General features: G+C 68.4%; 25 protein-coding genes. 6 read left to right on the top strand and 19 right to left on the bottom strand.

Annotation, left to right across the window (positions count from 1 at the left end; translation table 11 throughout):
- The first annotated feature begins 18 nt into the window (after positions 1–18).
- Positions 19–1,482, top strand: a complete 1,464-nt coding sequence (gene cls, locus ABIB15_RS10520; RefSeq protein WP_354478009.1) for a cardiolipin synthase — start codon at positions 19–21, stop codon at positions 1,480–1,482.
- Positions 1,483–1,799: 317 nt separating this feature from the next.
- Here the strand turns inward: cls and ABIB15_RS10515 are convergent, their stop codons facing one another.
- Genes ABIB15_RS10515 through ubiE form a run of 3 tightly spaced genes read right to left on the bottom strand, consistent with a single transcriptional unit; the run spans position 1,800 to position 5,071 of the window.
- Positions 1,800–3,182 (bottom strand): FAD-dependent oxidoreductase, encoded by a 1,383-nt coding sequence (locus ABIB15_RS10515; RefSeq protein ID WP_354478005.1) that lies wholly within the window; start codon positions 3,180–3,182, stop codon positions 1,800–1,802.
- A gap of 10 nt (positions 3,183–3,192) precedes the next feature.
- The gene (locus ABIB15_RS10510) at positions 3,193–4,269 is read right to left on the bottom strand and encodes a polyprenyl synthetase family protein (protein WP_354478002.1); all 1,077 of its coding nucleotides are present in this window, start codon (positions 4,267–4,269) and stop codon (positions 3,193–3,195) included.
- Positions 4,270–4,303: 34 nt separating this feature from the next.
- On the bottom strand, positions 4,304–5,071 hold the full coding sequence (ubiE, locus tag ABIB15_RS10505; protein ID WP_354477999.1) for a bifunctional demethylmenaquinone methyltransferase/2-methoxy-6-polyprenyl-1,4-benzoquinol methylase UbiE: 768 nt from the start codon (positions 5,069–5,071) through the stop codon (positions 4,304–4,306).
- Positions 5,072–5,192: 121 nt separating this feature from the next.
- On the opposite strand from ubiE, the gene ABIB15_RS10500 reads away from it, so the two are divergent.
- Entirely contained in the window at positions 5,193–6,431 is a 1,239-nt protein-coding gene (locus ABIB15_RS10500) for an isochorismate synthase (RefSeq protein ID WP_502908947.1), read from the top strand.
- Positions 6,432–6,453: 22 nt separating this feature from the next.
- Here the strand turns inward: ABIB15_RS10500 and ABIB15_RS10495 are convergent, their stop codons facing one another.
- From ABIB15_RS10495 to ABIB15_RS10485, 3 genes are read right to left on the bottom strand one after another with little or no spacing between them, the layout of a single operon-like run.
- A complete protein-coding gene (locus ABIB15_RS10495) occupies positions 6,454–7,305 on the bottom strand; it encodes a PPK2 family polyphosphate kinase (RefSeq protein ID WP_354477993.1) in 852 nt (283 codons plus the stop codon).
- Between the two features lie 21 nt (positions 7,306–7,326).
- The gene (gene menD, locus ABIB15_RS10490; RefSeq protein ID WP_354477990.1) at positions 7,327–8,994 is read right to left on the bottom strand and encodes a 2-succinyl-5-enolpyruvyl-6-hydroxy-3-cyclohexene-1-carboxylic-acid synthase; all 1,668 of its coding nucleotides are present in this window, start codon (positions 8,992–8,994) and stop codon (positions 7,327–7,329) included.
- Positions 8,991–9,326: a PLD nuclease N-terminal domain-containing protein gene (locus ABIB15_RS10485; RefSeq protein ID WP_354477987.1), complete on the bottom strand. Its 336-nt coding sequence runs from the start codon at positions 9,324–9,326 to the stop codon at positions 8,991–8,993. Before ABIB15_RS10485 ends, menD begins: the two co-directional genes overlap by 4 nt.
- A 94-nt stretch (positions 9,327–9,420) precedes the next feature.
- Between ABIB15_RS10485 and ABIB15_RS10480 the strand changes: the two genes are divergently transcribed.
- The gene (locus ABIB15_RS10480) at positions 9,421–9,756 is read left to right on the top strand and encodes a DUF4229 domain-containing protein (protein ID WP_354477984.1); all 336 of its coding nucleotides are present in this window, start codon (positions 9,421–9,423) and stop codon (positions 9,754–9,756) included.
- Here the strand turns inward: ABIB15_RS10480 and ABIB15_RS10475 are convergent.
- From ABIB15_RS10475 to ABIB15_RS10440, 8 genes are all read right to left on the bottom strand, one after another.
- On the bottom strand, positions 9,697–10,638 hold the full coding sequence (locus ABIB15_RS10475) for a 1,4-dihydroxy-2-naphthoate polyprenyltransferase (protein ID WP_502908946.1): 942 nt from the start codon (positions 10,636–10,638) through the stop codon (positions 9,697–9,699). The genes ABIB15_RS10480 and ABIB15_RS10475 overlap by 60 nt on opposite strands.
- A gap of 81 nt (positions 10,639–10,719) precedes the next feature.
- The gene (locus ABIB15_RS10470; RefSeq protein WP_354477978.1) at positions 10,720–11,937 is read right to left on the bottom strand and encodes an AMP-binding protein; all 1,218 of its coding nucleotides are present in this window, start codon (positions 11,935–11,937) and stop codon (positions 10,720–10,722) included.
- A 64-nt stretch (positions 11,938–12,001) separates the two neighbouring features.
- On the bottom strand, positions 12,002–12,910 hold the full coding sequence (locus tag ABIB15_RS10465; RefSeq protein WP_354477975.1) for a 1,4-dihydroxy-2-naphthoyl-CoA synthase: 909 nt from the start codon (positions 12,908–12,910) through the stop codon (positions 12,002–12,004).
- A 9-nt stretch (positions 12,911–12,919) separates the two neighbouring features.
- Positions 12,920–13,309 carry a hypothetical protein gene (locus tag ABIB15_RS10460; protein ID WP_354477972.1) on the bottom strand — a complete coding sequence of 130 codons (390 nt, stop codon included), beginning with the start codon at positions 13,307–13,309 and terminating at the stop codon, positions 12,920–12,922.
- A gap of 57 nt (positions 13,310–13,366) precedes the next feature.
- Complete coding sequence (gene dhaK / locus ABIB15_RS10455; RefSeq protein WP_354477970.1) at positions 13,367–14,362, bottom strand: dihydroxyacetone kinase subunit DhaK; 996 nt, start codon at positions 14,360–14,362, stop codon at positions 13,367–13,369.
- A gap of 62 nt (positions 14,363–14,424) precedes the next feature.
- Positions 14,425–15,069, bottom strand: a complete 645-nt coding sequence (dhaL, locus tag ABIB15_RS10450) for a dihydroxyacetone kinase subunit DhaL (RefSeq protein WP_354477967.1) — start codon at positions 15,067–15,069, stop codon at positions 14,425–14,427.
- A complete protein-coding gene (locus ABIB15_RS10445; protein ID WP_354477964.1) occupies positions 15,066–15,851 on the bottom strand; it encodes an HAD-IA family hydrolase in 786 nt (261 codons plus the stop codon). Before ABIB15_RS10445 ends, dhaL begins: the two co-directional genes overlap by 4 nt.
- Positions 15,852–15,853: 2 nt before the next feature.
- A complete protein-coding gene (locus ABIB15_RS10440; protein ID WP_354477961.1) occupies positions 15,854–16,714 on the bottom strand; it encodes a class II fructose-bisphosphate aldolase in 861 nt (286 codons plus the stop codon).
- Between the two features lie 240 nt (positions 16,715–16,954).
- On the opposite strand from ABIB15_RS10440, the gene ABIB15_RS10435 reads away from it, so the two are divergent.
- Positions 16,955–17,941: an o-succinylbenzoate synthase gene (locus ABIB15_RS10435; RefSeq protein WP_354477958.1), complete on the top strand. Its 987-nt coding sequence runs from the start codon at positions 16,955–16,957 to the stop codon at positions 17,939–17,941.
- 226 nt (positions 17,942–18,167) lie between these two features.
- Here ABIB15_RS10435 and ccsB read toward each other — a convergent pair whose 3' ends face one another.
- From ccsB to ABIB15_RS10410, 5 genes are all read right to left on the bottom strand, one after another.
- The gene (ccsB, locus tag ABIB15_RS10430; RefSeq protein WP_354477955.1) at positions 18,168–19,130 is read right to left on the bottom strand and encodes a c-type cytochrome biogenesis protein CcsB; all 963 of its coding nucleotides are present in this window, start codon (positions 19,128–19,130) and stop codon (positions 18,168–18,170) included.
- Positions 19,127–20,680: a cytochrome c biogenesis protein ResB gene (gene resB / locus ABIB15_RS10425; RefSeq protein ID WP_354477952.1), complete on the bottom strand. Its 1,554-nt coding sequence runs from the start codon at positions 20,678–20,680 to the stop codon at positions 19,127–19,129. The genes ccsB and resB overlap by 4 nt, the downstream gene beginning before the upstream one ends.
- 115 nt (positions 20,681–20,795) lie before the next feature.
- On the bottom strand, positions 20,796–21,539 hold the full coding sequence (locus ABIB15_RS10420; RefSeq protein ID WP_354477949.1) for a cytochrome c biogenesis CcdA family protein: 744 nt from the start codon (positions 21,537–21,539) through the stop codon (positions 20,796–20,798).
- Positions 21,540–22,130 carry a TlpA family protein disulfide reductase gene (locus ABIB15_RS10415; protein ID WP_354477946.1) on the bottom strand — a complete coding sequence of 197 codons (591 nt, stop codon included), beginning with the start codon at positions 22,128–22,130 and terminating at the stop codon, positions 21,540–21,542.
- Positions 22,127–22,780 carry a histidine phosphatase family protein gene (locus ABIB15_RS10410; RefSeq protein WP_354477943.1) on the bottom strand — a complete coding sequence of 218 codons (654 nt, stop codon included), beginning with the start codon at positions 22,778–22,780 and terminating at the stop codon, positions 22,127–22,129. Before ABIB15_RS10410 ends, ABIB15_RS10415 begins: the two co-directional genes overlap by 4 nt.
- Positions 22,781–22,885: 105 nt before the next feature.
- Here ABIB15_RS10410 and aspS point away from each other — a divergent pair, with 105 nt between their 5' ends.
- A complete protein-coding gene (gene aspS, locus ABIB15_RS10405; protein ID WP_354477940.1) occupies positions 22,886–24,214 on the top strand; it encodes an aspartate--tRNA(Asn) ligase in 1,329 nt (442 codons plus the stop codon).
- Between the two features lie 52 nt (positions 24,215–24,266).
- Positions 24,267–24,827, top strand: coding sequence for a hypothetical protein (locus ABIB15_RS10400; RefSeq protein WP_354477937.1), 561 nt, complete (start codon positions 24,267–24,269; stop codon positions 24,825–24,827).
- Positions 24,828–24,836 lie beyond the last annotated feature (9 nt).

Genomic DNA, 24,836 nt, shown 5'->3' with positions numbered 1-24,836 from the left:
CGTCGATACACTTCGAAAATGGACTCCGCCTGGATCGTGCCGCTTGTCGCCGCGCTCGCGATCATCGTCGATGTGACGGTGCGCGTCGTCGCCCTCATCGTGGTGCCTATCAACCGCCGCCCCCAAACCGCGGCGGCCTGGCTCCTGGCGATCTTCCTGATCCCCTACGTGGGATTCCTGCTCTTCCTTCTGCTCGGAAGCACCAAGCTGCCGAAGCAACGTCGGGATAAGCAGCTCGAGATCAACAAGTACATCATCGAGACGACCGATGGAATGGAAGACGTCTCGGTCGACCCACCCTGGCCCGACTGGCTCAGGCCGGTCGTCGAGCTCAACCGCACGCTCGGAGCGATGCCCCTCGTCGGCGGCAACAGCGCGAGAATGTATCCCGACTATGACGAGTCGCTCGAGGCGATGACGCAGGCGGTGAACGAAGCGAAGAGGTTTGTGCACGCGGAGTTCTATATCATCTCCCTCGACCCCACGACGAAGCCGTTCTTCGACGCGCTCGAGTCCGCCGTGCAGCGGGGCGTCACGGTTCGGGTGCTGCTCGACCACATCGCCTCCCTGCGCGCTCCCGGATACCGGCGCACGATCCGCGCGCTGAAACGGATCGGCGTCGAATGGCAGCTCATGCTCCCGGTGCAGCCCTGGCGCGGGCGCTACCAGCGGCCCGACCTGCGCAACCATCGCAAGCTCCTCGTCATCGACGGCATCCGCGCCTTCACGGGGTCGCAGAACATGATCGACCGCAGCTACAACAAACCGGGCAACATCAAGCGCGGGCTTCGGTGGAAGGACGTCATGGTGCGCTTCGACGGGCCTATCGTCGCCGGCATCAACGCGCTGTTCGTCACCGACTGGTACAGCGAGACCGACGAGCTGCTGCTGCGCGAAACACAGCCGGTGGCGGATTCCGAGGAGCGGCAGGGGCTCGACGCGCAAGTGGTTCCGAGCGGCCCCGGATTCGACGGCGAGAACAACCTGCGCCTGTTCAACGCGCTGCTCTACAACGCGCAGGAGCGCATCATCGTCACGAGTCCCTATTTCGTGCCGGATGACTCGATGCTGTACGCCATCACGACGGCCGCCCAGCGCGGGCTCGACGTGCAGCTGTTCGTGTCCGAGGTCGCCGATCAGCCCGCCGTCTACCACGCCCAGCGAAGCTACTACGAGGTGCTGCTGCGGGCGGGCGTGCGCATCTGGCTCTACCCGGCGCCGACGGTGCTTCACGCGAAGCACTTCACGATCGACGAGGATGTCGCGGTGATCGGCTCGAGCAACATGGACATGCGGTCGTTCAGCCTCAACCTCGAGATTTCGATCATGGTGCGTGGTGCGACGTTCATCACCGCACTGCGCGAGATCGAGGACGGCTATCGGGAGGTCAGCCGCGAGCTCACCCTCGACGAGTGGCTCGAGCGGCCTTTCCGCTCCAAGGTGCTCGACAACCTTGCTCGGCTCAGCTCGGTCGTTCAGTAGCCCCAGTGCGGCAGCCGCAGGGCTCAGGCGCTCGTCGTGCTCGCCCTAACGGCGGTGGTCGTCTGGGGGCCTCTCCCAGGTGACGCTCGTGGCCGTGAACCGGCCTGGAAGGGGACGTGATGCAGCCGCCCGTCATCGTGGTCGCGCTGGTGGAGTCGCCATACTCACCGGGCTCGCCGGCGCCGTGGCGTGGCGTGGCGTGGCGTGGCGTGGGCGATCGTCAAGGTCTGGGACAACCCCGACGCCAACATTTCGTGGCGGAAGCGAGGCTGTGTCGCTGCGACCCGGCCCGCCCGTGCCGGACCGGTGGCACCGGTCTAGCCGTCCGCCCGCGGACCGGCCGCGGTGGCGAGAGGCGCGTTCGATACCCGCACCATCTCCTCGCGCGGGACAACCTTGACGCGCAGGCGCCCCTCCGCCTCGCCGAGTGCGAGCTCATGCTCGTCGAGGTGGCGCCAGCCGTTCAGGTCGGTGTACTCGACACCGCGGCTGCGGAGCAGCTCGGTGACGGCTGCCTCGTCGGGCAGGGCGGGGGACCACCAGTTCGCCTGGTCGTTGATGACGTTGCGGATGGTCTCCATGGCGTCGCTCTTGGTGTGCCCGATGAGGCCGACCGGGCCGCGCTTGATCCATCCGGTGGCGTACACGCCGTGGACCTGCTCGTCGTTGTCGTCGATGACCTGGCCCTCACGATTGGGGACGACACCGTGCCTGCTGTCGAACGGGATCTCCGGGAGCGGGGACCCGAAGTACCCGACCGCCCGGTAGACGGCCTGCACGGGAATTTCGCGGATCTCGCCCGTGCCGACGACGCCGCCCTCGCCGTCGGGCCGGGTGCGCTCGTACCGGAACGCCTCCACCGCATCGGTGCCGAGGATCTCGAGCGGCTTCGCCCAGAAGTGCAGGTGCAAGCGGCGGGAGGCACCCGTGGACTCGCGGGTGCGCCAGGAATTGAGCACTTTGTTGAGCACGAAGATCTGCTTGTTCGTCTCGATCGCTGCGATGGACGCGGCATCCAGCTCGAAGTCCTCGTCGTGCACGATCACGTCGACGTCGCGCATCTCGCCGAGCTCGCGCAGTTCGAGAGGGGTGAACTTGACCTGCGCCGGCCCGCGGCGCCCAAAAACGTGCACGTCGGTGACCTTCGAGCGCTTGAGGCCCTCGTAGACATTCGCCGGGATCTCGGTCGACAGCAGGTCGTCCGCGGGCTTTGCGAGGGTGCGGGCGACGTCGAGCGCGACGTTACCGTTGCCGATCACCGCGACCTCCCGGTGCTCGAGCGGCCACTCGCGCGGGAAGTCGGGATGCCCGTCGTACCAGCTGACGAACTCCGCGGCGCCATAGCTGCCGTCGAGTTCGGTTCCAGGAATCGGCAGCGCGGCGTCCCTCACCGCGCCGGTGGCGAAGATCACGGCGTTGTAGTGCTTCTTCAGGTCGGCGAGCGTGATGTCGCGGCCATAGAGAACGTTGCCGAAGAGGCGGATGCGGCCGGTGTCGAGCACCTCCCGCAGGGCATTGATGATGCCCTTGATCCGCGGGTGATCGGGCGCGACACCATACCTGACGAGGCCGTAGGGCGCGGGAAGCTGCTCGAACAGGTCAATGGAAACCTCGAACTTGCGCTCGGCCTTCAGCAGGATGTCGGCGGCGTAGATTCCGGCCGGACCGGCGCCGACGATGGCGAGTCTGAGCTTGGTCATGGGGTCCTTTCTAGCTGCTGCGCTCGACGATGGAGTCGGCGAAGCGCGTGAGCGCCTTCTTCACCGGCCCCTCGGGGAGCGGCGCGAGAGCCTCGACGGCTTCCCTCGCCCAGCGGTGGGCTTCGGCAATGGTCTGCCGGGTGACATCGTGCTGGCGAAGTTCCGCGATCGCTGCGGTGAACTCGTCCTCGTCGGCTGCGCCGTAGTGCGCCGTGTTCGCGTCGCGCTCGATTCGCGTGAGCAACTCCGCGGCATCCGCGTCGGTTCGGGCCAGGCGGCGCAGGTAGAGCAACGGCAGCGTGGCGACACCAGAGCGAAGGTCGGTTCCCGGCGTCTTGCCGGTCTCATCGAGCGGCGGCGCGAGGTCGATGACGTCGTCGACGAGCTGGAAGGCGACACCGACCTTCTCGCCGAACTCGGTCACGGGCACCCGGTATTCTGCTGGGGCCCGGGAGAGCACCACACCCAGCTGGGCGGCGGCGGCGATGAGCGACCCCGTCTTGTCAGCGAGCACGCTGAGGTAGTGGTCGATCGGGTCCTCGTCGTCGCGCGGGCCCATCGTTTCGTGCAGTTGGCCGAGGCAGAGGCGCTCGAAGGTCTCGGCCTGCAGCCGGATGGCCTCTTCGCCGAGACCCGCGACGAGCTTGCTCGCCCGCGCGAAGAGAAGGTCTCCCGTGAGGATCGCGACCGAGTTGCCCCACACCGATTGGGCGCTCGGAACGCCGCGGCGCATTTGTGCCTCGTCCATGACATCGTCGTGATAGAGCGACGCGAGGTGGGTCATCTCGATGGCCTCCGCCGCGGCGATGACCGCCGGGGAGTTACCGTTGCCGAGCTGCGCGGTGAGCAGGGCGAGGGTTGGGCGGATGCGCTTGCCTCCCGCGTTCAGAAGGTACCGGCTAGTGGTGTCGGCGAGGCTGTCGGCGAACGACATCTCCTCGAACAGGCCGGCCTCGACGACGTCGAGCCCGTCCTCGACGGCGGACGCGAACCGGCGGTCCCCCGCAGACGCGAAGAGCTTCTCACCGAGGCCCAGCGCGGAGCTCAGACTGCTGGCCTTGCGCACGGCCGGGCGGCTCACATTCACTGTCTCAACCTTTATGTTCTCTGCGGACGAAGCCTTATAGCTTCGGAGCGCCCTGCTCGGAGGGCGGGGTCGCGGCCGACGCGCGAGAGCGGCGCACGCGCGGCGCGGTCGCGCTCTTGCGACCTCGGTGCAGCGCGACGACGCCGACGGTGAGGTTGCGGTGGGCAACCCTCGAGAAGCCGGCGCCGCGAATCCACTGGCTCAGGGTTCCCTGGTCGGGCCACTCACGGATCGAGTCGGCGAGGTAGTCGTACGCCTCGGAGTTGGAACTCGCGACCCTCACCACGATCGGCATGAGGTACTTCAGGTAGGCGTTGTAGCCCGCCCGGAAGATCGCGCGCGGCGGCTTGCTGAACTCGCAAATGACGAGCCGCCCGCCGGGCTTGAGTACGCGGTGCATCTCGGCGAGCGCCTTCTTCGGGTCCTGCACATTGCGCAGGCCGAATGAGATCGTCACGGCGTCGAACTCGCGGTCCTTGAACGGCAGTGCGGTGACATCCGCTTGGACGAATTCGATGTCGGGATGCCGCGCACGCCCGACGTCGATCATCCCGGCCGAGAAATCGACGGCCGTGACCGTCGCGCCGCTCTTGGCGAGCGCGACCGAGCTGGTGCCCGTTCCCGCCGCGAGGTCGAGGATGCGTTCGCCCTGCTTGGGCGCCACCGCCCGCACCGTGGCGATTCGCCAGAGTGCGTCATTGCCCACAGAGAGCACCGCGTTGGTTCGGTCGTACCCCTTCGCGACCTGATCAAACATCGTCGCGACATCGCTCGCTTGCTTGCTCAAATCTGCTTTGGCCACCTGTCAAGTCTAAGTGCCCGAGCCTGCGTGTTTCGCGGCGAGCGGAGCGGGCGGCGGATGAGGCGTCGCGCCCGCGCACGGGCGGGCGCTCAGGCCCCGAAGGTAAGCTCCGATCGTGACCATAACGGAGCATCCGATGCCCGCGCTCAGTGTCGAAACGACCGCCTGCCGGGAGCTCGGATCGCTCCTCCCGCTGCTCGACGAAACCCAACCGCTGCTGTGGATGCGTCGCGGCTTCGGGATGGCGGGCGTCGGCACGGCGCTGCGACTCGAATTCACCGGGCCGAACCGCATCGCGGACGCCGCCGCGGCCTGGCAGCGTGTGGTCGCCGCCGCGACCGTCGTCGATCCGGTGGCGCTGCCGGGGACCGGCCTGATCGCGCTCGGAACGTTCGCCTTCTCCGAGAATTCCGCGCTGACGAGCGTGCTCGTCGTGCCCGCCACGATCATCGGTCGCACCGGCGGGCAGAGCTGGATCACCCGCATCGCCGTGGGCGACCTGCCTCCTCTCGTCGTGCCGCCCTCGCGCCCGCTCGGCGCGGAGGCGCGCGTCACCCTCGCCCCCGGCGCATTGTCGGCCGCCGCCTACCGCGACGCCGTCGGCACCGCGGTGACAAGCATCCGAAACCACGAACTCAGCAAGGTCGTGCTCGCCCGCGACCTCACCGGGCAGCTTCCGGCCGGAGCCGACCTGCGATCGGCCATCGGTACCCTCGCCCTGGGCTACCCCGACTGCTGGACCTTCGCGATCGACGGGTTTATCGGGTCGAGCCCCGAAACCCTGGTCGGCGTCACCGGCGGATCGGTGACCGCCCGTGTGCTCGCGGGCAGCGCCGCGCGGGGAACGGATGCCGCGTCGGACCAGGATGCCGCGACCGGCCTCGCGACCTCGGCGAAGGACCTCGACGAGCACCAGTACGCCGTGCAGAGCGTTCTCGGATCGCTCCGCCCGCACAGCCCCACGGTCATGGCGAGCGAGTTGCCGTTCACTCTCAAGCTCCCGAACCTGTGGCACCTCGCGAGCGACGTCGAGGGAACCCTCGTCGACGGCTCGACCGCGCTCGATCTCGTCGGGGCGCTCCATCCCACCGCAGCGGTCGCCGGCACGCCGACCCCGCTCGCGCTCGCACTCATCGAACAGCTCGAGCCGTTCGATCGCGGGCGCTATGCCGGTCCGGTCGGGTGGGTCGGAGCGAACGGTGACGGCGAATGGGCTGTCGCGGTGCGCTCCGCCCAGGTCGGGCCACACGGCGACGTCACCGCGTATGCGGGGGCCGGCATCGTCGGGGACTCGGTCCCCGAGCGGGAACTGGTCGAGACCCGGCTGAAGTTCCGACCGGTCGTGGAGGCGTTCGGCTGAGCGCCCCGCCATCAGCGGCTCGTTAGCTCAGGGCGAGACGCTCCTTCGCCTCGGCGACGTCGAAGTCGGCCACCGGCCACTTCAGGTCGAGGCCGCGGAATGCGTCGATGAGCAGGTGCTGTACCGCCAGTCGCGCGTACCACTTGCGGTTGCCGGGAACAACGAACCACGGCGCATCCGGTGTCGAGGTGTGCTCGATCGCGAGCTGGTAGGCCTCCTGATAGTCCGGCCAGAGCGCGCGTTCGTCGAGGTCTCCGAGGCTGAACTTCCAGTGCTTGTCCGGCCGTTCGAGGCGCTCGGCGAGCCTGGCCTTCTGCTCGTCCGCGCTGATGTGCAGCATCACCTTCACGATCGTCGTTCCGCTCGCGGCGACCTCCGCCTCGAATTCGCGGATGAGCCCGTAACGCTCCTCGATCACCTCGGGAGCTGACAGGCCGCGCACGCGGTGGATGAGCACGTCCTCGTAGTGCGAGCGGTCGAAAATGCCGACGTAGCCCGCCTCGGGCAGCCGGTTGCGAATGCGCCAGAGGAAGTCGTGCCGGCGCTCAGCGGGCGTGGGTGCCTTGAACGCGGTCACGTGCAGGCCGAGCGGGTCCATCGCCCCGACGACGTTCCGCACGATCCCGCCCTTTCCCGCCGTGTCCATGGCCTGCAGCACGAGCAGCACACTCCTGGCGCCGCCAGACCGGCTCTCGGCCCACAGCTGCTCCTGAAGCTCCGCCAGCCTGTCGCCCTCGCCCTTGAGCGCTGCCCGGCCGTCGCTCTTGCCTCCCCCGAACCCCGGTGTGCCGTTCGGATCGATGCTCGCGAGATCGAACCCGGCCCGTGCCCGCAGAAGGTCACTCGGGCTGTCGTCCCAATCCGTTTTCGCCATAGGGGAATGCTACGTCGCCGGTCACCCGCGCGACAGGGGAACCTCCACGAGGGTGGGGCGCTCGCACGGCGCGAGCGCCTCGTCGAGCTCGCCCCGGTTTCCTGCGAGCCGGTAGTCCCAGCCGTACGCCTCGGCCAGAGCGCGGAAGTCGACGGACTGCGGGGTGTAGAGCACACGGTCGAACGAGCCAGCGGGCGCGGTCTGGGCCACCTCGAGCGCGTCGAAGATCGTCCCGCCGCCGTCGTTGCCGACGATGACCTGCAGGCGGGGGCGCGGCTCGCCGCCGCCGTAGAGCATGGATCCGGCATCGTGCAGCAGGGTGAGGTCGCCGAGCAGCACCCGGGTCGTCCCGGCCGACCCCGACGCCTCGCTCGCGAGGGCGATTCCGGTCGCGGTCGCAATCGTTCCGTCGATTCCGGCAAGACCGCGGTTGGCGTGCACCGGGATCGCCTTGCCCGGCACGGCCCGGTCGGCGTCGCGGACGAGCCGGGACGCCCCGAACACGAGCCGGTCGTGCGGCCAGGTCACGCGCCAGACCGCCTCGACCAGCATCCGCCTGGTCACACTCTCGCGGAACACCGCGAGCTGCGCGCGGGCGAACTCGGCGACGGCCAGGCGGTCGTCGGTGCGCGGATCGGGCGTCTCGGTGCCGCGCACCTCGAGCAGGGCGCGGCTCGCGTGCACCCAGGATCCGGCCCAGGCTCGTTCTGCGGGCTCGCCGTTGTAGCGCGTGGCGTCGATGTGGGTTGCCCGCCGCGCCGGATCGTAGTCCTCGAAGCCGGGCCCCCGCACGACGATCGTCTCGATGTCGGAGCGCTGCAGGAGCGCCGGGACCTCCCGGCTGAGCGTCGGGTGGCCGAAGACGATGGCACGGCGCACACGGCCACCGAACTCCCGGTCGGCGAGCAGCTCGCGGTAGGCGACGACGAGGTTGGGGCCGAAGCGGGCACCGCTGGCGACCTCGGCGATCAGCGGCGCGCCGAGTTCGCGCGCGAGCACCTCCGCGCCCGGTCCCGCGCCCTGCCCCGCGATGACGATGGTCTCAGGTGCCGCGGCGAGCTCGGTGACGCGGGGCGGGCGGCCACCAGAGACCCCGTTCGCGGCGGCGACGACGGGCAGCGTGGCGACGGCCGCAGACAGCGGCTCGCGGAAGGCGAGGTTCAACTGCACGGGGCCGGCGGGCGACGAGTGGCCCGCAGCGGCGGCGAAGGCCTCATGGGCGAGTTCGCCCGGATACTCCGGCGAGAACCCGGTCGAACTCGGGGCGGCCACGTCGCGGACGAAGTGCACCGCCGGCCCGAAGATACCGAGCTGGTCGGTCGTCTGGTTCGACCCGATGCCACGCAGCTCCTCCGGGCGGTCCGCAGTCAGCAGGATCAGCGGCACCCCGGAGTGGTGCGCCTCGAGCACGGCGGGGTGGAGGTTGGCGACCGCCGTCCCCGACGTCGTGATCACGAGCACCGGCATCCGGGTCTCGACAGCCAAGCCGAGCGCGAGGAAGCCGCCGACCCGTTCATCGATCCGCACTCGCAGGCGAACGAGCCCGGCGAGTTCGAATTCGGCCGCGGCGAGAGCGAGGGCCTGCGAGCGCGCGCCGGGGCTCAGCACGATGTCGCGCACGCCGAGGGCGATGAATTCGCCGAGCAGGGCCACCGAGAAGTCGGTTGCCGGACTGCCTCCGGGGCTCACTCCTTGGTGCTGGAGTCGTCGTCGAGGTCGGCGAGTTCCTGCTCAAGGCGACGGATGCGCTCCTCCTGCTCCTTCTCGGTGCCGAGGCGCCGGAGAAAGTCGGGGTCGTCGTCGGGCGCGGTCTGGCGCACGACCGGCTTGCCCTTGCCTCGGTCTTTGCCGAGCGTGAACCAGAGAACAGCACCAATCACCGGCAAGACGAGAATGACAAGCACCCAGACGAACTTGGGGAGCCCCCGGGTGCGGCGTTTGTCGGTCATCAGCGAGTCGACGGCGGCGTAGATCGTCAGGGCGATGATGGCCAGCCCTGCCACTATGTAGACGCGTACCATGTCGCAATTGTAGGTCCCGCAACTGGGCGCCGCCTGCGCGGGTTCTTGCGATCGCGCAACGAATGGCCAGCGAGGGGTGCCTAGACTGGGCGGCGTGAAATCGTCGCGCCAGTGGGTCAGCTACTCCCTTCTCCGGTTGGGCATCTTCGCGGCCGCGCTCATCCTGCTGCTCACTCTGCGGATCGAGCCGTGGATCGCCGCGACCGTCGCCGCAGTGGTCGGCCTCTGCGTCGCCTACATTTTCTTCCGCCCGCAGCGCGATGCGGTGGCCCGCAGCTTCTGGGAGTTCCGCACGACGGAAAAACGCGATGCTGACTCGGACACCGAGAATGACGCACTCGACGCCGCCACGGCGCCGAGCACTCCGCCGTTAAAAAGCGAGAGCGGCGGCGAGACCGACGCCGAAGAGCAGCGCCGTCAGGCTCGTTAGCTTGAGCGCGAGCACGAACTCCGGTGCGGTCTTGCCGGTGAGCGTGATGATCACCGCCGGTAGCCCCGCGAGCAGCGCGAAGTAGACGTAGACCGCGAGCGGAAACACGACCGCGTAGAACCCGAGGATCCCGAACGGCACCAGCGTGAAGACCGCGAACAGGATGCGCGCCGCCCGATCGCCGACGAGAACGGCGAGGGTGCGCTTGCCGGCGACCCTGTCCTGCCTCAGGTCGCGGATGTTGTTGACCATGAGCACGGCGCACGAGAGCAGCCCGATCGCGACGGCTGCGCCCCAGGCCTCGGCGCTGACCGCGCCGACCTGCACGAACATCGTGCCCGCCGTGGCGACGAGCCCGAAGAAGATGAAGACGAACACCTCGCCGAGCGCGTAGTACCCGTAGGGGTGCTTGCCGCCGGTGTAGAAGTAGGCGGCGACGACACAGGCGGCACCCACGGCGATGAGCCACGGGAATCCGCTGATCACGCTGACGGCGACCCCGGCGACGCCGGCGACCGCGAAGAACGCGAGCGCAACGGTGAGCACCTGGCGGGGCTTCGCCGCGCCGGACCCCGTGAGCCTCGACGGCCCGACCCTGTGCGTGTCGGTGCCGCGGATGCCATCGGAGTAGTCGTTGGCGTAGTTGACGCCGATCTGCAGCCCAACCGCGACAACGAGGCAGAGCAGCGCACGTACCCAGTGCCAGCCATCGTCGTTGGAGTACAGGTACGCGGCCCCCGTGCCCAGCGCGACGGGTGCGATTGCGAGGGGGAGGGTGCGCAGCCGCGCGCCGCCGATCCAGTCCCTGGCGGTGGCCGGGCGGATCGCGGGAGCCGTCGGCGGTCGCCCTCCAGGACGCCCGCTCGGCCGGCCGGTGCGCACCGCGCTGCCACTCCCGGAGTTGGTGCGTCCCGAGCCGGCGCGAGTCTTGGTTCGATTGCCTTTGTTAGCCACGAGCAGAGTCTAGTTTCGGCGTCCGACGATCTCCCGCAGCGCGACGAGGTCGGGCTTGCCCGTCGGAAGCAGCGGGATGCTGTCGAGAACCACGATCCGGTCCGGCGCGGCCTCGCGGCCGAGCGCGGCCGCGACCTCGCCCCGCAGCACCGACAGGTCGACCGGGCTCGTCGTGACGATGACGGGCACCTCTCCCCAGCGGGCGCTCTCCGCCGGAACGGCAACCGCGTCGCCGAGTCCGGGCATCCGGCGCACGACCCGCTCGAGCTCATCGAGCGAGACCTTGACCCCGCCGGAGATGACCACCCGGTCGAGGCGCCCGGTGACGGTGAGCACGCCGTCGTCGAGGCGCCCGGCGTCGCCGGTCCGGTACCAGCGCGCCCCGTCGGACATGACGAAGCTTCGCTCGGTGCGGGCGGGGTCGCCGAGGTAGCCGTCGGCGAGCATCGGTCCGCCGATCTCGATCTCACCCTGCCGGATGCGCAGCTCGGTGGTGCCGATCGGGACACCGTCGTAGACGCATCCGCCGGCCGTCTCGCTCGATCCGTAGGTGCGCGTGACGCGCACGCCGAGGGCGTCGGCCCGCTCGATCAGCTCCGACGGCACCGACTGGCCGCCGACGAGGATGCGGTCGAACGACCGCAGGGAGGCCAGGGCGGCGGCGTCCCCTGCAGCGTCGTCGCCCGCCACGTCGAGCAGGCGGGCGAGCTGGGCGGGCACCACGGACGTGAAGTGGCGGGTGGCGGGATCCATCGTCGCGGCGGCGGCGAGGAGCTCCCCCGCGTCGAAGTGTCCGGGCGGCAGGATCACCGGCTCGGTCTGGGCGGCGATCGACCGCACGAGCACGTTGATGCCGGCGATGTAGTGCACCGGGAGGGCGAGGAGCCACTGGCCAGGGCCGCCGAGCGCAGCGCTGGAGGCCGCGGCGCTCGCGAGGAGGGCGTTGGAGCTGAGTTCGACGCGCTTGGCGGTGCCGCTCGAGCCGCTCGTCTGGACGACGACGGCGATCGGCTTCGGCACGGACGGCGGTGGCGGTTGCGGCACGCGCGCGCCATCCGGCAGCCCCGCCCGCGGCCCCTCCGGCGGGAGCGGCAGGATCGCCGGCCCTGCCGCGCTCAGCGCCAGCCGCAGGGCATCGAGCACCCCGACCGGGTCGCTCGCGTCAATCACGATGAGCTCCCGGGTCACGACGACCCCTCCGTACCGCCCATCCCGCGAGCTGCCCACTTATGTCCCCTCTGACACCCCTGAAAGGACATAACTGGGCAACTCGTGGGGGTGGCCGGGGGCATCAGTACTGCCAGGGGAACGGCGACCAGTCCGGCTCACGCTTCTCGAGGAACGCATCGCGTCCCTCGACCGCCTCGTCGGTGCCATAGGCGAGCCGGGTCGCCTCGCCCGCGAAGACCTGCTGGCCGACCATGCCGTCGTCCACGGCGTTGAAGGCGAACTTCAGCATCCGGATGGCCGTGGGCGACTTGGTGAGGATCTCATTCGCCCAGTCGTAGGCGGTGGCCTCGAGTTCGGCATGCGGCACGACCGCGTTGATGGCGCCCGTGTCGAGGGCCCGCTGGGCGTCGTACTCCCGAGCGAGGAAGAACACCTCGCGGGCGAACTTCTGGCCGACCTGTCGCGCAAAGTACGCGCTGCCGTAGCCGCCGTCGAATGAGCCGACGTCGGCATCCGTCTGCTTGAACCTGCCGTGTTCCGCACTCGCGATCGACAGGTCGCAGACCACGTGCAGGGAATGCCCGCCACCGGCGGCCCAGCCGGGGATCACGGCGATGACGACCTTGGGCATGAAGCGGATGAGGCGCTGCACCTCGAGGATGTGGAGTCGGCCGGCGCGGCCGATGTCGGGCCGTGATGCGCCATCAGGTCCCTCGTACTTGTAGCCGTCGCGGCCGCGGATGCGCTGGTCGCCGCCCGAGCAGAACGCCCAGCCGCCATCTTTGGCGCTCGGGCCGTTGCCGGTGAGCAGAACGACGCCGATCCGCGAGTTCTGCCGCGCGTCGTCGAGCACCGCGTAGAGCTCGTCGACGGTGTGCGGCCGGAAGGCGTTGCGCACCTCGGGGCGGTTGAACGCGACGCGCGCCACCCGGCCCGCCTGATCGTGGTGGTAGGTGATGTCGGTGAGCGCGTCGAAGCCCGCGACGGGCCGCCAGACGCTCGCATCGAAGAGTTCGGAAACGTCAGGCATGTGGCCAGTTTAGATTCCGTCGAACGTGCGCAACACGACGACCGCCACGAGCGGATTCGCGAGGATCCCCAGCACGCAGCCCGCGATCCCCCAGCGGCGACCACGCTTCAGGACGATCGCCACGACACCGGTCACGATGGCCGCGATCGAGCAGCCGATTGCGAGTTGGGCGAGCAGGGTCGACGCGGCGAAATCGCCGGCGAGCGCGACGGCGACACCCGCCACGACGAGTCCGGCGCAGGCGACGGCGAACACGGCGGCGAGAATGCCCAGCCAGGCGCCGGGGCGGGGGTGCGGCCGGTCCGGAATCGCGTGGACGCCGGCGTGCGCATCCGGCGGCGCCGCGTCCATTAGGTCGGCGCCCGCCGGCTCCGTGCCCGGATTCGTGTTCGCGTCCATGACCACCCCGATCCTCCCCGCCAGCCTGCCAGCAGCGCGGGCGACGGGCAAACCGGCTCAGAACACGCGGATCGCGATCTCGGCCGGGGCCGCGAGCAGCTGCTCGATCTCGTCATCCAGCCGCACGAGGGTGAGAGAGGCCCCGGCCATGTCGAGGGAGGTGCAGTACTCGCCGACGTAGTTGCGGCCGACCGTGATGCCCCGCTGCGACAGCGCCTCGTGCGCAATGCCGTAGAGCAGGTACAGCTCGCTGATCGGGGTGCCGCCGAGCCCGTTGATCATGACCGCGACCCGGTCGCCGCTCTCGAACGGCAGGTCGCCAACCACGGCATCCATGAGCACGTCCATGAGCTCGTTCGCGGGCGCCCAGGTGCCGCGCCGGCGTCCGGGCTCGCCGTGGATTCCCACCCCGATCTCGATCTCGTCGTCGCCGAGCTCGAACAGCGGCGAGCCTTTCGCCGGCGGGGTGCAGGCTGTGAGCGCGATGCCCATCGTGCGGGTGACCGAGTTGACCTTCTCGCCGATGCGGATGAGCTCATCAAGATCGGCCCCGTTCTCGGCTGCCGCTCCGACGGCCTTCATGACGAAAAAGTTGCCCGCCACACCCCGGCGGCCGACCGTGTAGGTGGAGTCCTGAACCGACACGTCGTCGTCGATGAAGAGCGTGCGCACCTCGAGGCCGTCTGCCTGGCTCATCTCCTGGGCCATGTCGAAGGCCATCCGGTCGCCGGTGTAGTTGTTGACGAGCAGGAGCACCCCCTTCGGCGAGGCGAGGAGCTTCGTCGTCTCGTAGACGTAGTCCATCGGCGGAGCCGCGAAGACGTCTCCCGGGCACGCGCCGTCGAGCATCCCGCGGCCCACCGTCATGACGTGGGCCGGTTCGTGGCCCGACCCCGACCCCTGGATGATCGTGACCTTGTTCGGGTTGGGCGCGTCAGCCCGTGCGATGAGGTTGTACTCGGGCACGTACCGCAGCGTGTCGGGGTTCGCGAGAGCGATGCCCTTGAGCATCTCCGGAACGAACTGCTGGGGGTCGTTGATGAACTTCTTCATGGCCTTCTCCGCGTCTTCTCTGGGGTGGGTGTTGGGTGTGGATGCTGGGTGGTGGGTGTCGTCTAGAGCGCGCGCGCCTTCCACTCGGCCGCGATGCGCTCCGCGATCACGGCGACCGCGATCGCGCCGGGGTCGACGGATCCGATGCTGCGTTCTCCGCTGTAGCTCGCCCGGCCGCGCTTCGCCTGCATCTGGACGGTGGCGTCCGCCGCCCGCCTCGCGACGGCGGCGGACTGATCGAGCGCGGTGGCGGTGTCGTCCCCGTCGGCGATCGACTGCTCGAGCGCATCGACAGCGGGGATGATCGCGTCGAGCAGCGTCTTGTCGCCGAGATCCGAATTCCCCCGCGTCTTGATCCCCTCGATGCTCGCCCGCAGTGCCCGAACCACATCGGCGCGAGTGGGCGAGTCCTCGCCCTTGAGTTGAGTGCCGGCGCGCATGAACGCGGTGCCCCAGATCGGGCCGGACGTTCCACCGATCCGGCTGGTGATCGCCACGGCGATCTTCAGCAGGAAGGTGCCGGGGTCGGCGCGGTCGAAGCCGTCCCAGTCGAGGAGGATCTTCTCGAAGCCGCGCGCGAGGGAGTAGCCGAAGTCGCCGTCGCCGACGACGGCGTCGAGGTCGCCGAAGTACTTCTCGTTCTCGACAGCCGTGGTCGCGATGGTGCGCACGACGAATTCGGTGTCCTCGATGGCGGTGCTGGTCATGGATGCTCCCTGATCGGTGTGGCGAGTAGAGCGGCGATGTCGCTGATCCGCACGAAGTCGGTCGGCCGGATTCCTGCATCCGCCGCGAGCACGGTGGCGGGCTCGTCTGGGTCGCCGAGCGAGGAGAGGACGAGGGCGGCCCCGCTGAAGTCCTCGTCCGCGGTGTAGCTGCTGACGGTGACGATGGTGCGCAACCCGGCGGCGAGCGCCGCCCTCAGCCCGTTGGCGCTGTCTTCGACGACGACGGCCTCGTCGGCGCGGATCGCCATCTCGCGAAGCGCGAGTTCGTAGATGTCCGGCGCCGGTTTCTTGGCCGGCACGATGTCGCCGGCAAAGACCCGGAACCGGGCCGCCAGCTCCGCCCCGACGGCGTGCCTGAGCACGGCGAGCACCGATGCTTCGGCCGATGTCGACGCGACCGCGAGGTGGAAGCCGGCCTCGGCCGCCTCGCGGGTGATTCTCGCGATGCCGGGGCGCGCCGGCAGCTCCCCCGCCTCGACGATGGCGGTGTAGATCGCGGTCTTGCGGCGGTGCCAGGCGGCGAGCGCATCCCCCTGCCCGTCGGGGTCGGTGGGGAGCGAGTTCTGTCGCACGAATCTGGGGGTCAGCAAGGTGGCCATGCGCTCCTTGCCCCCGCCGATGCGCAGCTTCTCGGCGTAGTCGTCCTCCGACCAGCGCACATCGAGCCCGAATTCCTCGAAGGCGCGGTTGAAGGCGGGCAGGTGCCCGTGGCGCTCCGTGTCGGCGAGCACCCCGTCGCAGTCGAAGATGAGCGCCGGCATGGCTAGCGGGCGGTCCCGGCGCTGCCGAAGGTCGTCGCGAGCGTCGACGTCAACGCGCGCACATCGGCCGACACAGCGTCGAACAGCGTGGGCGGGTCCCACTTGTCGGCGGCTTCCGCGGCCCTGAGCTCGCGCAGCGTCGACTGCATGTAGGTCATCTTGAGCGCGGTAGAGATGTTCACCTTTGCGCAGCCGCGCGCGATGAGGTCACGGAACTGGTCATCCGACATCCCGCTGCCGCCGTGCAGCGCGATCGAGATCGGCTCGGCGGCGACGATGTCGCTCACCCGCTGGAAGTCGAGCACCGGGGCCCGCCGGTATACGCCGTGGGCGTTGCCGATCGCGGGCGCGAACACGTCGACTCCGGTCCGGCGGATAAAATCGAGCGACACCTCCAGGGTCTGCCGGGCCGACTCGGCGTCCGACCCCACCCCGTCTTCGACCCCGGTGATCGACTCGATCTCGCCCTCGACGTGAGCCCCGTACTGTCGGGCCTCGGCGACGACCTCGATCGTCTGTCGTAGATTCTCCTCGACGGGAAGGTGCGAGGCGTCGAAGAGCACGGAGTTCCATCCGGCCGCGAGGCATTCCGTGATGACGGCGCGATCGGGGCAATGGTCGAGGTGGAGTGCGACCGGCACCTCGATGTTCGCCGTCATCGCCTCCCACATCGCGAAGAGCACGCGCGAGCCGATGGACCTGACTGTCTTGACCGAGGTCTGCACGATGACCGGCGAGCGCGCGTCGACCGCTCCCGCCAGAACGGACCCGAGGGTGAGATCGTTGACCACATTGATGGCGGGCACGCCGTACTTGCCGGCCACCGCTGAATCGAGAATCTCCTTGAGCGGCACGACCGGCATGGCGGACTCCTTTGTTGGTCTGGAGCGGCATCCGGCTCGCGTGTCCCGACATCGCGTTCGATGTCGCCCGAACGGCACCGCCCTTCATGATGCATTATCGAGATCCGTCGGCGCGAGGGGTTGCCCGGGCCTCGGACTCCGTGCACGCGGGCGACCCGGGGCGGCGCTGACGGGCGACTCGCGAGAGCCCGCGGGCGCACGGTGGGCGGATGCGGGCGCTAATGGGGGCAGACTGATCCCATGCTGCCATCGTTGCCAGACCTGACGGGTTCCGCCCGTGCCGTCTCCCTTCCGCTCCGCCAGCCGTTCCGCGGGATCACGAGCCGCGAGGCCCTGCTGTTCGAGGGGCCGCAGGGGTGGACCGAGTTCTCCCCGTTCGTCGAGTACGACGACACCGAGGCGGCGGCGTGGCTCGACGGGGCGATCGACTTTGGCTGGCTGGCGGCGCCCGCGCTGTTCCGCAGTCGCATCCGGGTCAACGCGACGCTCCCGGCCGTCGAACCCAGTGCAGTCGCGGGGGTGCTCGATACCTTCCCCGGATGCCGCACGGTCAAGGTCAAGGTTGCCCAGCTCGGCCAGATGCTCGCCGACGACGTGGCCCGCGTCGCTGCGGCGCGCGATTACGTCGGTGTCGAGGGGCGCATCCGCATCGACGCGAACGGCGGCTGGAACGTCGACGAGGCCGAGCACGCCATCCATGCCCTCGCGGGATTCGACCTGGAGTATGTCGAGCAGCCGTGCGCGAGCGTGGAGGAGCTCGCCGACATCCGGCAACGTGTGAAGTACATGGGCATCCCGATCGCTGCGGATGAGAGCGTGCGCAAGGCGAGCGATCCGCTGGAGGTCGCACGCGCCGGCGCCGCCGACCTGCTCGTGATCAAGGCCCAGCCGCTCGGCGGCATCCGCGCTAGCCTCGACATCGTCGCCGCGACGAAGCTGCCGGTCGTCGTCTCGAGCGCCCTGGACACGTCGGTCGGCATCTCGATGGGCGCCTATCTCGCGGCGGGCATTCCCGAGCTGGAATACGACTGCGGCCTCGGCACCGCTGCGCTGCTCGCGGGAGACGTCACGTCGAGTCCGCTCCTTCCGGCCGACGGATCGATCGAGGTGCGCCGCGTCCAGGTGGATGCTGCCCTGCTCGACCGCTACGCCGCCTCGACTGATCGCACGGCATGGTGGCTCGAGCGGCTGGGCCGCTGCCACGCGGTGCTGGCCGGGCGCCCGTAGCGGCGCTGCTTTCATTATTCAGGAGATGGGGCGAGGGCGGGCTTTCATTATTCAGGACTGACAGCCCACGAATGCCTGAATACCCGCAGATCCGCCCGCCCAACTCACCCATTTACCCATGGGCGAGGGATCGGGGCTGTCATCATCCTGAATAATGAAAGCCCGCCCGCACTCCGACTCCTGAATGATGAAAGCGGGGCGGGGCGGGGCGGGGCGGGGCGGGGCTCTAGAGGCCGCTGTACGAGTGCAGCCCCTTGAAGAAGAGGTTCACGACCGTGAAGTTGAACAGCACGGCGATGAAGCCGATGATCGCCAGCCAGGCGGATCGCGAGCCGCGCCAGCCGCGGGTGGCGCGGGCGTGAATATAGCCGGCGAAGATGGTCCAGATGATGAAGGTCCAGACCTCCTTCGTGTCCCACCCCCAGTACCTGCCCCAGGATCGCTCGGCCCAGATCGCGCCGGCCATCAGCGTAAAGGTCCAGAACACGAAGCCGACGACAATGACGCGATAGGCGAGGTTCTCGAGCACGTCGGCCGTCGGCAGCGTCTGCAGGAACTTCATCCCTCTGATCTTCGCCGCGTCGCGTCGGTTCTGTAGCAGCTGCATGAGGGACAGGCCCGCCCCCAGAGCGAAGAACGACGTGCCGAGAACCGCCACGAAGACGTGCACGACAAGCCATGCTGACTGCAGTGCCGGCGGGATCGGCTTGACCTCGACATAGAAGTTCACCGTGGCGAGACCGAGCGCGATTATCGCGAAGCCGGTGATGTAGGCGCCGAGGAAGCGAAGGTTCTGCCACAGCTGCACGGCGATGAACACGCCAACGATGATGGCGGTCGCGGTGAGCGAAAACTCGAACATGTTCGACCAGGGGACGTACCCCTGGGCGAATCCCCGCAGTGCTACCGCGCCGACGTGCACGAGCCAGCCGAGCACCGTCACCGCGAATCCGATTCGCTCGAACGCGAACTTGGGGGGCTGACCCCCGGTCGTGTCGACCTGATCGACCGTCAGGGTCGTCCCTGCCGGTCCGGATGCCCTGCTGCCCACTTTCGCCGGCGCAGCCGCCATCTGAGCCCAAGCCGAACGCTTGGCGAAATCGAGGGTGAACATGATGAACGCGAGAGTGTAGATCGCGATCGCCGACCACAGCGCGATCAACGACAAGGAGACAAGGGTGTCAGTCACTCTTTCACCCTAAGGCCCAACCGCTGGGAATGCCTCTCGGCAATGTCCCCTACCGCCCGCTCGAGTCCGGGGTCCTCGCCGCGGGCCAGTCCCGCATATTCGAGCCGCACTCCGCCGCCCTCCACGTCACTCGCCTTCACCCAGACCCTGCGCCGCGGAATGAACAGGGAGGTCATCAATCCCGCCAGAACGAGAATCGCAAACACCAGCACCCAGAGTTTGCTCGGGTCGCTCCTGATGTCGAAACTGACGAAGCGGGGAACGGAGTTCGACAGGTCACCGGCAGCGGCCCCCGGGTCGACATTCTCGAAAGTCACGGATCCGATGTTTCCCGGCAGATCCACCGTCTCGCCTGGCACCAGCTGGATCGATGGCGTGTCGGCGTTGCGTCCGGCGACTTCCGTCATGGCGTCGGTGTTCAGCGAGTACACCGAACGAGGCACGCCGTCATCGACCCCGAGGTCGCCGGTATAGACCTGCAAACTCAGCACCGGGTTTATCAGGTCCGCGAAGTTCGACGTCAACGCCCCGGTCTGCAGCGGCGCCGCCGTCGGGTAGAGGAACCCGATCATCCCGATCTGCTCGGGAAGGGAATCAGTGACCTTGATCACGCCGAGCGAGGTCAGGTTGGCGTCCTGCGGAAGGAACGGCACCGCATCGCTGAATGCGACGTTCCCGTCGCCGTCTCGCACCGTGATCTTCGGCGCATAACCGTTGCCGAGGAGGTACACAGTGCCGTTCCCGATGCTCAGCGGCTGGTTCACTTTGACGATGTCCTGCTCGACACGCTCGGTTCCGTCGGGCTGCGGGAGGTACTTGGTCACGCTCGCCGTGTAGTCGATGGGGAACCCGTAGGCATTGCGGTTCTCCGTCTCGTAGGTCACCGCAAGATTGTCGAGGCTCAGCCGGTACGGCGTCAGCATGCCCTCGTTGAACAACCGGCCGGGAAGGAACGATTCATAGGACAGAAGCACGTTGGCGAAGGAGTTGCCCTCGATGATCACCTTCTGTCCACCGTATGCGAGGCTCCCACCGATTCCGACGGACAGCAGCACCCCGATGAGCGCGGTATGGAAGACGAGGTTGCCCGTCTCCCTGAGGTATCCGCGTTCGGCGCTCACGGACAGGTCCCCGCGCATACCGGTGAACAGGCGCACCCGATAGCCGGACTTCTTCAGGATATCCCGGGCGGTCTCGATCGCGGCAGTCGATGTCGTGCCGCCCGCGGGCGCCTCGCTGGTGATGAAGCCCTCGAGGCGCTCGAGCCTGGCCGGGGTCTTGGGCGGCTGGCTGCGCAGGGCACGGATGTGGTGGATGGTGCGGGGGATAACACAGCCGATCAGCGAGACGAAGAGCAGCAGGTAGATGGCGGAGAACCACGGGGAGGAGTAGACGTCGAAGGCCTGGATCGAATCGAGCACGGGGGCCAGTTCGGGGTTGTTGTCGAAGTACTGCAGAACCCCGTTCGGGTTGGAAATCCGCTGGGGAACAAGCGATCCGGGGACCGCCGCCACGGCAAGCAGGAGGAGCAGGAACAGCGCCGTTCGCATGCTGGTGAGTTGCCGCCAGAAGTACCTGGCATAGCCGGCGAGGGTCAGCCGCGGTTGGCTGATCGCGTCCGGCCCGTCCCGATCGGGCGGGGGGAGGACCGGAGAGTCGAAGTGATCAGATGGCCGGGACAAATCCGTTGATCACCGACCCGAGGCGCGACATCAGCATCTGCCAAATTCCGGACACCATCAGCACGCCGACGAGGATCAGCAGGGCCCCTCCTGCGATATTCACGACGCGGATGTTGCGTTTCAGCCAGTCGACAGATCCGGTGACCCAGTTGAACCCCAGCGCAACGAGCACGAACGGCACCCCGAGACCGAGGCTGTAGGCGAGGCCGAGCGCGGCGCCCCGCCAGACCGAGCCGCTGTCCAGGCTCAGCCCGATGACCACACTCAGGGTCGGCCCGATACACGGCGCCCAGCCCAGGCCGAAGACCACGCCGAGGAGGGGTGCGCCGCCGAGCCCGGTCGCAACCTTCCACTTCGGCTTGATTGAACGCTGCAGGAACGAGAATTGCCCGATGAACACGAGCCCCATGATGATGACCCCGACCCCGACGATGCGGGTGATCAGGCCCAGCCATGGGATCAGCATCAGTCCCGCGATCGAGAAGGCGAGGGTGAAACCGACGAAGATGACGGTGAAGCCGAGAATGAACAGCGCCACCCCGAGCATCAGGCGACCCCGGTCCGAGCGGTCGTTCGTGCCGGAGAACCCGCCGATGTAGCCCAGGTATCCGGGAACCAGCGGGAGCACGCAGGGCGACGCGAACGAGACGAGGCCGGCGAGCATCGCGATCGGAAGCGCGATGAGCATGCTCCCGCTCTCCACGATCTGCCTCAGCGGGTCGCCCACTCAGCTGCCCTCGGCCATCACGTCGCGGATGAGCGTGTCGAGGATCGAGCGTTCCTGCAGTTGGCCGAGGATGCGCGCGGCGATCCGTCCCTGTTTGTCGAGAACGAACGTCGTGGGCACCGCGTTCGGGGAAATGTCCCCCGCAAAGGCGAGCCGTACCGCACCGGACTCGGCATCGAGAACAGACGGGTACCCCACATCGAACTTGCGAGCGAAGGCCTGCGAGGTATCGGCCCCGTCATAGATGTTCACGCCGACGAATGATGCCCCGTCACCCTTCCACTTCTGGTACACCGCCTCCAGGTCGGGAGCTTCGGCACGGCAGGGCGCGCACGCCGCGTACCAGAAATTCACGACGAGGACCTCGCCCTCGTAGTCCTCCCGCGACAGCGTCTCCCCGGTGTCCGTCTCACCGGTGAAGGAGATCGGCTCAGCGCGCTCACTTTCGGGCACTTCGAGGATCCCGTCCCCGGAAATGTAGTTGCTGTTGCCGCCATCGAGATAGTCCTCGGCGAGCGGGTCGCTTGCGCATCCGCCGAGCAGTGCGGCCACGGCGACGACGGTGGCGGCGAGCAGCATCCGCCGGCTCATACGGCTCCCTTGTCGACCGCGCGCACGAGCAGCGCCGCGGCGGGCTCCTGATAGTCGACTTCCCGGTACCGGGGAGCGCCCGGAGCCGGATCGTCGATGCGAGCGAACGTCGTGACGCTGGACAGGCTGCAGCGGCGCCCCCGCGGGTCGTGCCAGAGGCGCTTGCCCGCGACGGCCCGCTGAGCCATGACGATCGGCATCTGATGGCTGACCATGACGGCCTCGCCGTCGGTGGCGTCCCAGGCGGCATCCATCGCGTCGATCATGCGCGCCGCGACCTCGGCGAACGGTTCGCCCCAGCTGGGACGGAACGGGTCGTAGATCCACGGCCAGGTTCGCGGGTGCAGCAGCAGCGACGGACCAAACTCGAGCGCCCCGCCCTCGAACTTGTTGTGCGGCTCGATCAGGCGGTCCTCGGTCGTGATGTCGCGGTTGAAGGTGTCTGCCCAGGGCGCGGCCGACTCCTGCGCGCGCTGCAGCGGGCTCGAGAAAAGGGCGGTGACCGGGCGGCCGACGAGGTGGTGGGCGGCCGCGGTGGCCATTGCGACGCCGAGCTCGGAGAGGTGGAACCCGGGGATGCGGCCGTAGAGCACCCCCTCGGGGTTGTGCACCTCGCCATGGCGGACGAGATGGATGAGAGAGGCTGCCACGGCACCTAGTCTACGTTTCGTGTGACTGCCAGATTGCCGAGAGCGGCACCGCCGGGTCCTCAGTGAAACCTGGGCGCGAGTCACCGGCAAGTAAAGTAGTTGCTCGTGACCCAACGCACCCTGATCAAGAAGCTTGTTTCCTCCGTCGACGGACCCGTCTCGGTCTCGGGGTGGGTGGAGACGGTGCGCGACCAGAAGAAGGTGCAGTTCGTCGTTCTGCGCGACGAGTCCGGCGCCGTTCAGCTCGTTCACCCGCGGATCTTCAACGATGACGGCACGCCGGCAGAGGACGCCATCGCCGAGGAGATTTCCGCGCTGAGCCAGGGCACGTTCCTCACCGCGACGGGCGGCCTCAAGCACGACGAGCGCGTCAAGCTCGGCGGCGTCGAGATCAAGCTCGACGGCCTCGAGATCGCCGCCCATGCCATCGCCGAGACCCCGATCGCGGACGACTCCGGCGTCGACAAGCGCATGGACTGGCGTTTCCTCGACCTCCGGGTGCCGAAGAACTCGCTGATCTTCAAGATCCAGACCACGTTCGAGCACGCGCTGCGGTGCTACTGGATCGACAACGATTTCGTCGAGCTGCACACGCCCAAGCTGATGGCGAGCGCGAGCGAGTCCCGCGCCGAGCTCTTCGAGGTCGAGTATTTCGAGACGAAGGCCTACCTCGCGCAGAGCCCCCAGTTCTTCAAGCAGATGGCGCAGCCGGCCGGCTTCGGCAAGATATTCGAGATCGGCCCGGCATTCCGCGCCGACCCGTCGTTCACGAGCCGCCACGCGACGGAGTTCACGAGCGTCGACGCAGAGATCAGTTGGATCGACAGCCACGAGACCGTGATGACGATGCACGAAGAGCTCATGGTCGCCGGCTTCACCGCGGTGAAGGAGAAGCACGGCGCTGAAATCGAGGCACTCTACGGCTTCGAGGTCACGGTTCCCACGACCCCGTTCCCGCGCATCCCGCTCGCCGAGGCCAAGCGCATCGTCGCCGAGCGCGGTTATGAGGTGCCGCGCCAGGATGACGACATGGACCCCGAGGGCGAGCGCCAGATCGCGGCATACGTCAAGGAGACCTACGGGCACGAGTTCGTGTTCCTGACCGACTATGCTTCCAGCATCCGGCCGTTCTACCACATGCGCAACGCGGACGACGGCGGGGTCACCAACAGCTACGACCTCATCTTCAACGGCGTCGAGATCTCGACGGGCGCGCAGCGCGAGCACCGCATCGACGTGCTCATCGAGCAGGCGAAGGAGAAGGGCCTCGACCCGGAGGAGCTCGACTTCTACCTCGACTTCTTCCGCTACGGAGTGCCGCCGCACGGTGGATTCGGCATGGGCCTCAGCCGCGTGCTGATGCTGATGCTGAAGCTCCCGAACCTGCGAGAGGCAACGTACCTGTTCCGCGGCCCGACGCGCCTCACCCCCTAGCGAGCGGGCGCACGCCCGCGATCGAGGCGCCCCGGCTGGTACCGTGACCGACATGAACACCACTGATGACCCCGCCCGCACCGCCGCCGTCCAAGCCGGCGAGGAACTTCTGCGACTCCTCCGCCTGCACGTCGACCAGATCGCGTCCGGGAACGATGACGACGAGGTCGCCGAAGACACCGACCGCGACCTGTGGGATGCCGTGGCGGCATACGGACATGCCGTCGACGACCTCTACGACGACGATGACGATGACGATGAGCCCGACGAGCTGACTTTCACGGTGCGCACCCGTTACGACTACACCGTGGTCGACGAGAAGGCGTTCCTCGCTGGCGGCCAGGGCATCGCCGGCGCCGTCGACGCGCTGCTGAAGCGCGCGGGAGGCAAGCCGGTGCCCGCCCTCGAGGTCGCGTCGCTCGAGACCGGCAGCGGGCTCATTACCGTGCACCTGAACGCCGAGCTTCTTACCGCAGAGAACTTCGCCGAGGCGGAGGAGCCGACCGACCTGCTGTTGATCGACCCGGACGAGTCGCTGCAGTTCGTGCTCGACGAGCCGGTCTTCGGCTCGCGCGCCGAGGCCGAGTCAGCCGCGCGCCGGTCCGAAGACTGAACCCCGACG

This window comes from Marisediminicola sp. UYEF4, from assembly GCF_040546025.1.
Classification (GTDB): Bacteria; Actinomycetota; Actinomycetes; order Actinomycetales; family Microbacteriaceae; genus Marisediminicola.
Note: the sequence above shows the minus strand (reverse complement) of the source record. Positions and strands in the feature narration are given on the sequence as shown.

What these genes read in the sequence shown, in the direction of transcription:
- cls (WP_354478009.1), top strand. Translation starts at nt 19, where the DNA reads ATGGACTCCGCCTGGATCGTGCCGCTTGTCGCCGCGCTCGCGATCATC.
- ABIB15_RS10515 (WP_354478005.1), bottom strand. Translation starts at nt 3,182, where the DNA reads ATGACCAAGCTCAGACTCGCCATCGTCGGCGCCGGTCCGGCCGGAATC.
- ABIB15_RS10495 (WP_354477993.1), bottom strand. Translation starts at nt 7,305, where the DNA reads ATGGCGAAAACGGATTGGGACGACAGCCCGAGTGACCTTCTGCGGGCA.
- ABIB15_RS10485 (WP_354477987.1), bottom strand. Translation starts at nt 9,326, where the DNA reads ATGGTACGCGTCTACATAGTGGCAGGGCTGGCCATCATCGCCCTGACG.
- ABIB15_RS10465 (WP_354477975.1), bottom strand. Translation starts at nt 12,910, where the DNA reads ATGCCTGACGTTTCCGAACTCTTCGATGCGAGCGTCTGGCGGCCCGTC.
- ABIB15_RS10460 (WP_354477972.1), bottom strand. Translation starts at nt 13,309, where the DNA reads ATGGACGCGAACACGAATCCGGGCACGGAGCCGGCGGGCGCCGACCTA.
- dhaK (WP_354477970.1), bottom strand. Translation starts at nt 14,362, where the DNA reads ATGAAGAAGTTCATCAACGACCCCCAGCAGTTCGTTCCGGAGATGCTC.
- dhaL (WP_354477967.1), bottom strand. Translation starts at nt 15,069, where the DNA reads ATGACCAGCACCGCCATCGAGGACACCGAATTCGTCGTGCGCACCATC.
- ABIB15_RS10445 (WP_354477964.1), bottom strand. Translation starts at nt 15,851, where the DNA reads ATGCCGGCGCTCATCTTCGACTGCGACGGGGTGCTCGCCGACACGGAG.
- ABIB15_RS10440 (WP_354477961.1), bottom strand. Translation starts at nt 16,714, where the DNA reads ATGCCGGTCGTGCCGCTCAAGGAGATTCTCGATTCAGCGGTGGCCGGC.
- ABIB15_RS10435 (WP_354477958.1), top strand. Translation starts at nt 16,955, where the DNA reads ATGCTGCCATCGTTGCCAGACCTGACGGGTTCCGCCCGTGCCGTCTCC.
- resB (WP_354477952.1), bottom strand. Translation starts at nt 20,680, where the DNA reads ATGCGAACGGCGCTGTTCCTGCTCCTCCTGCTTGCCGTGGCGGCGGTC.
- ABIB15_RS10415 (WP_354477946.1), bottom strand. Translation starts at nt 22,130, where the DNA reads ATGAGCCGGCGGATGCTGCTCGCCGCCACCGTCGTCGCCGTGGCCGCA.
- ABIB15_RS10400 (WP_354477937.1), top strand. Translation starts at nt 24,267, where the DNA reads ATGAACACCACTGATGACCCCGCCCGCACCGCCGCCGTCCAAGCCGGC.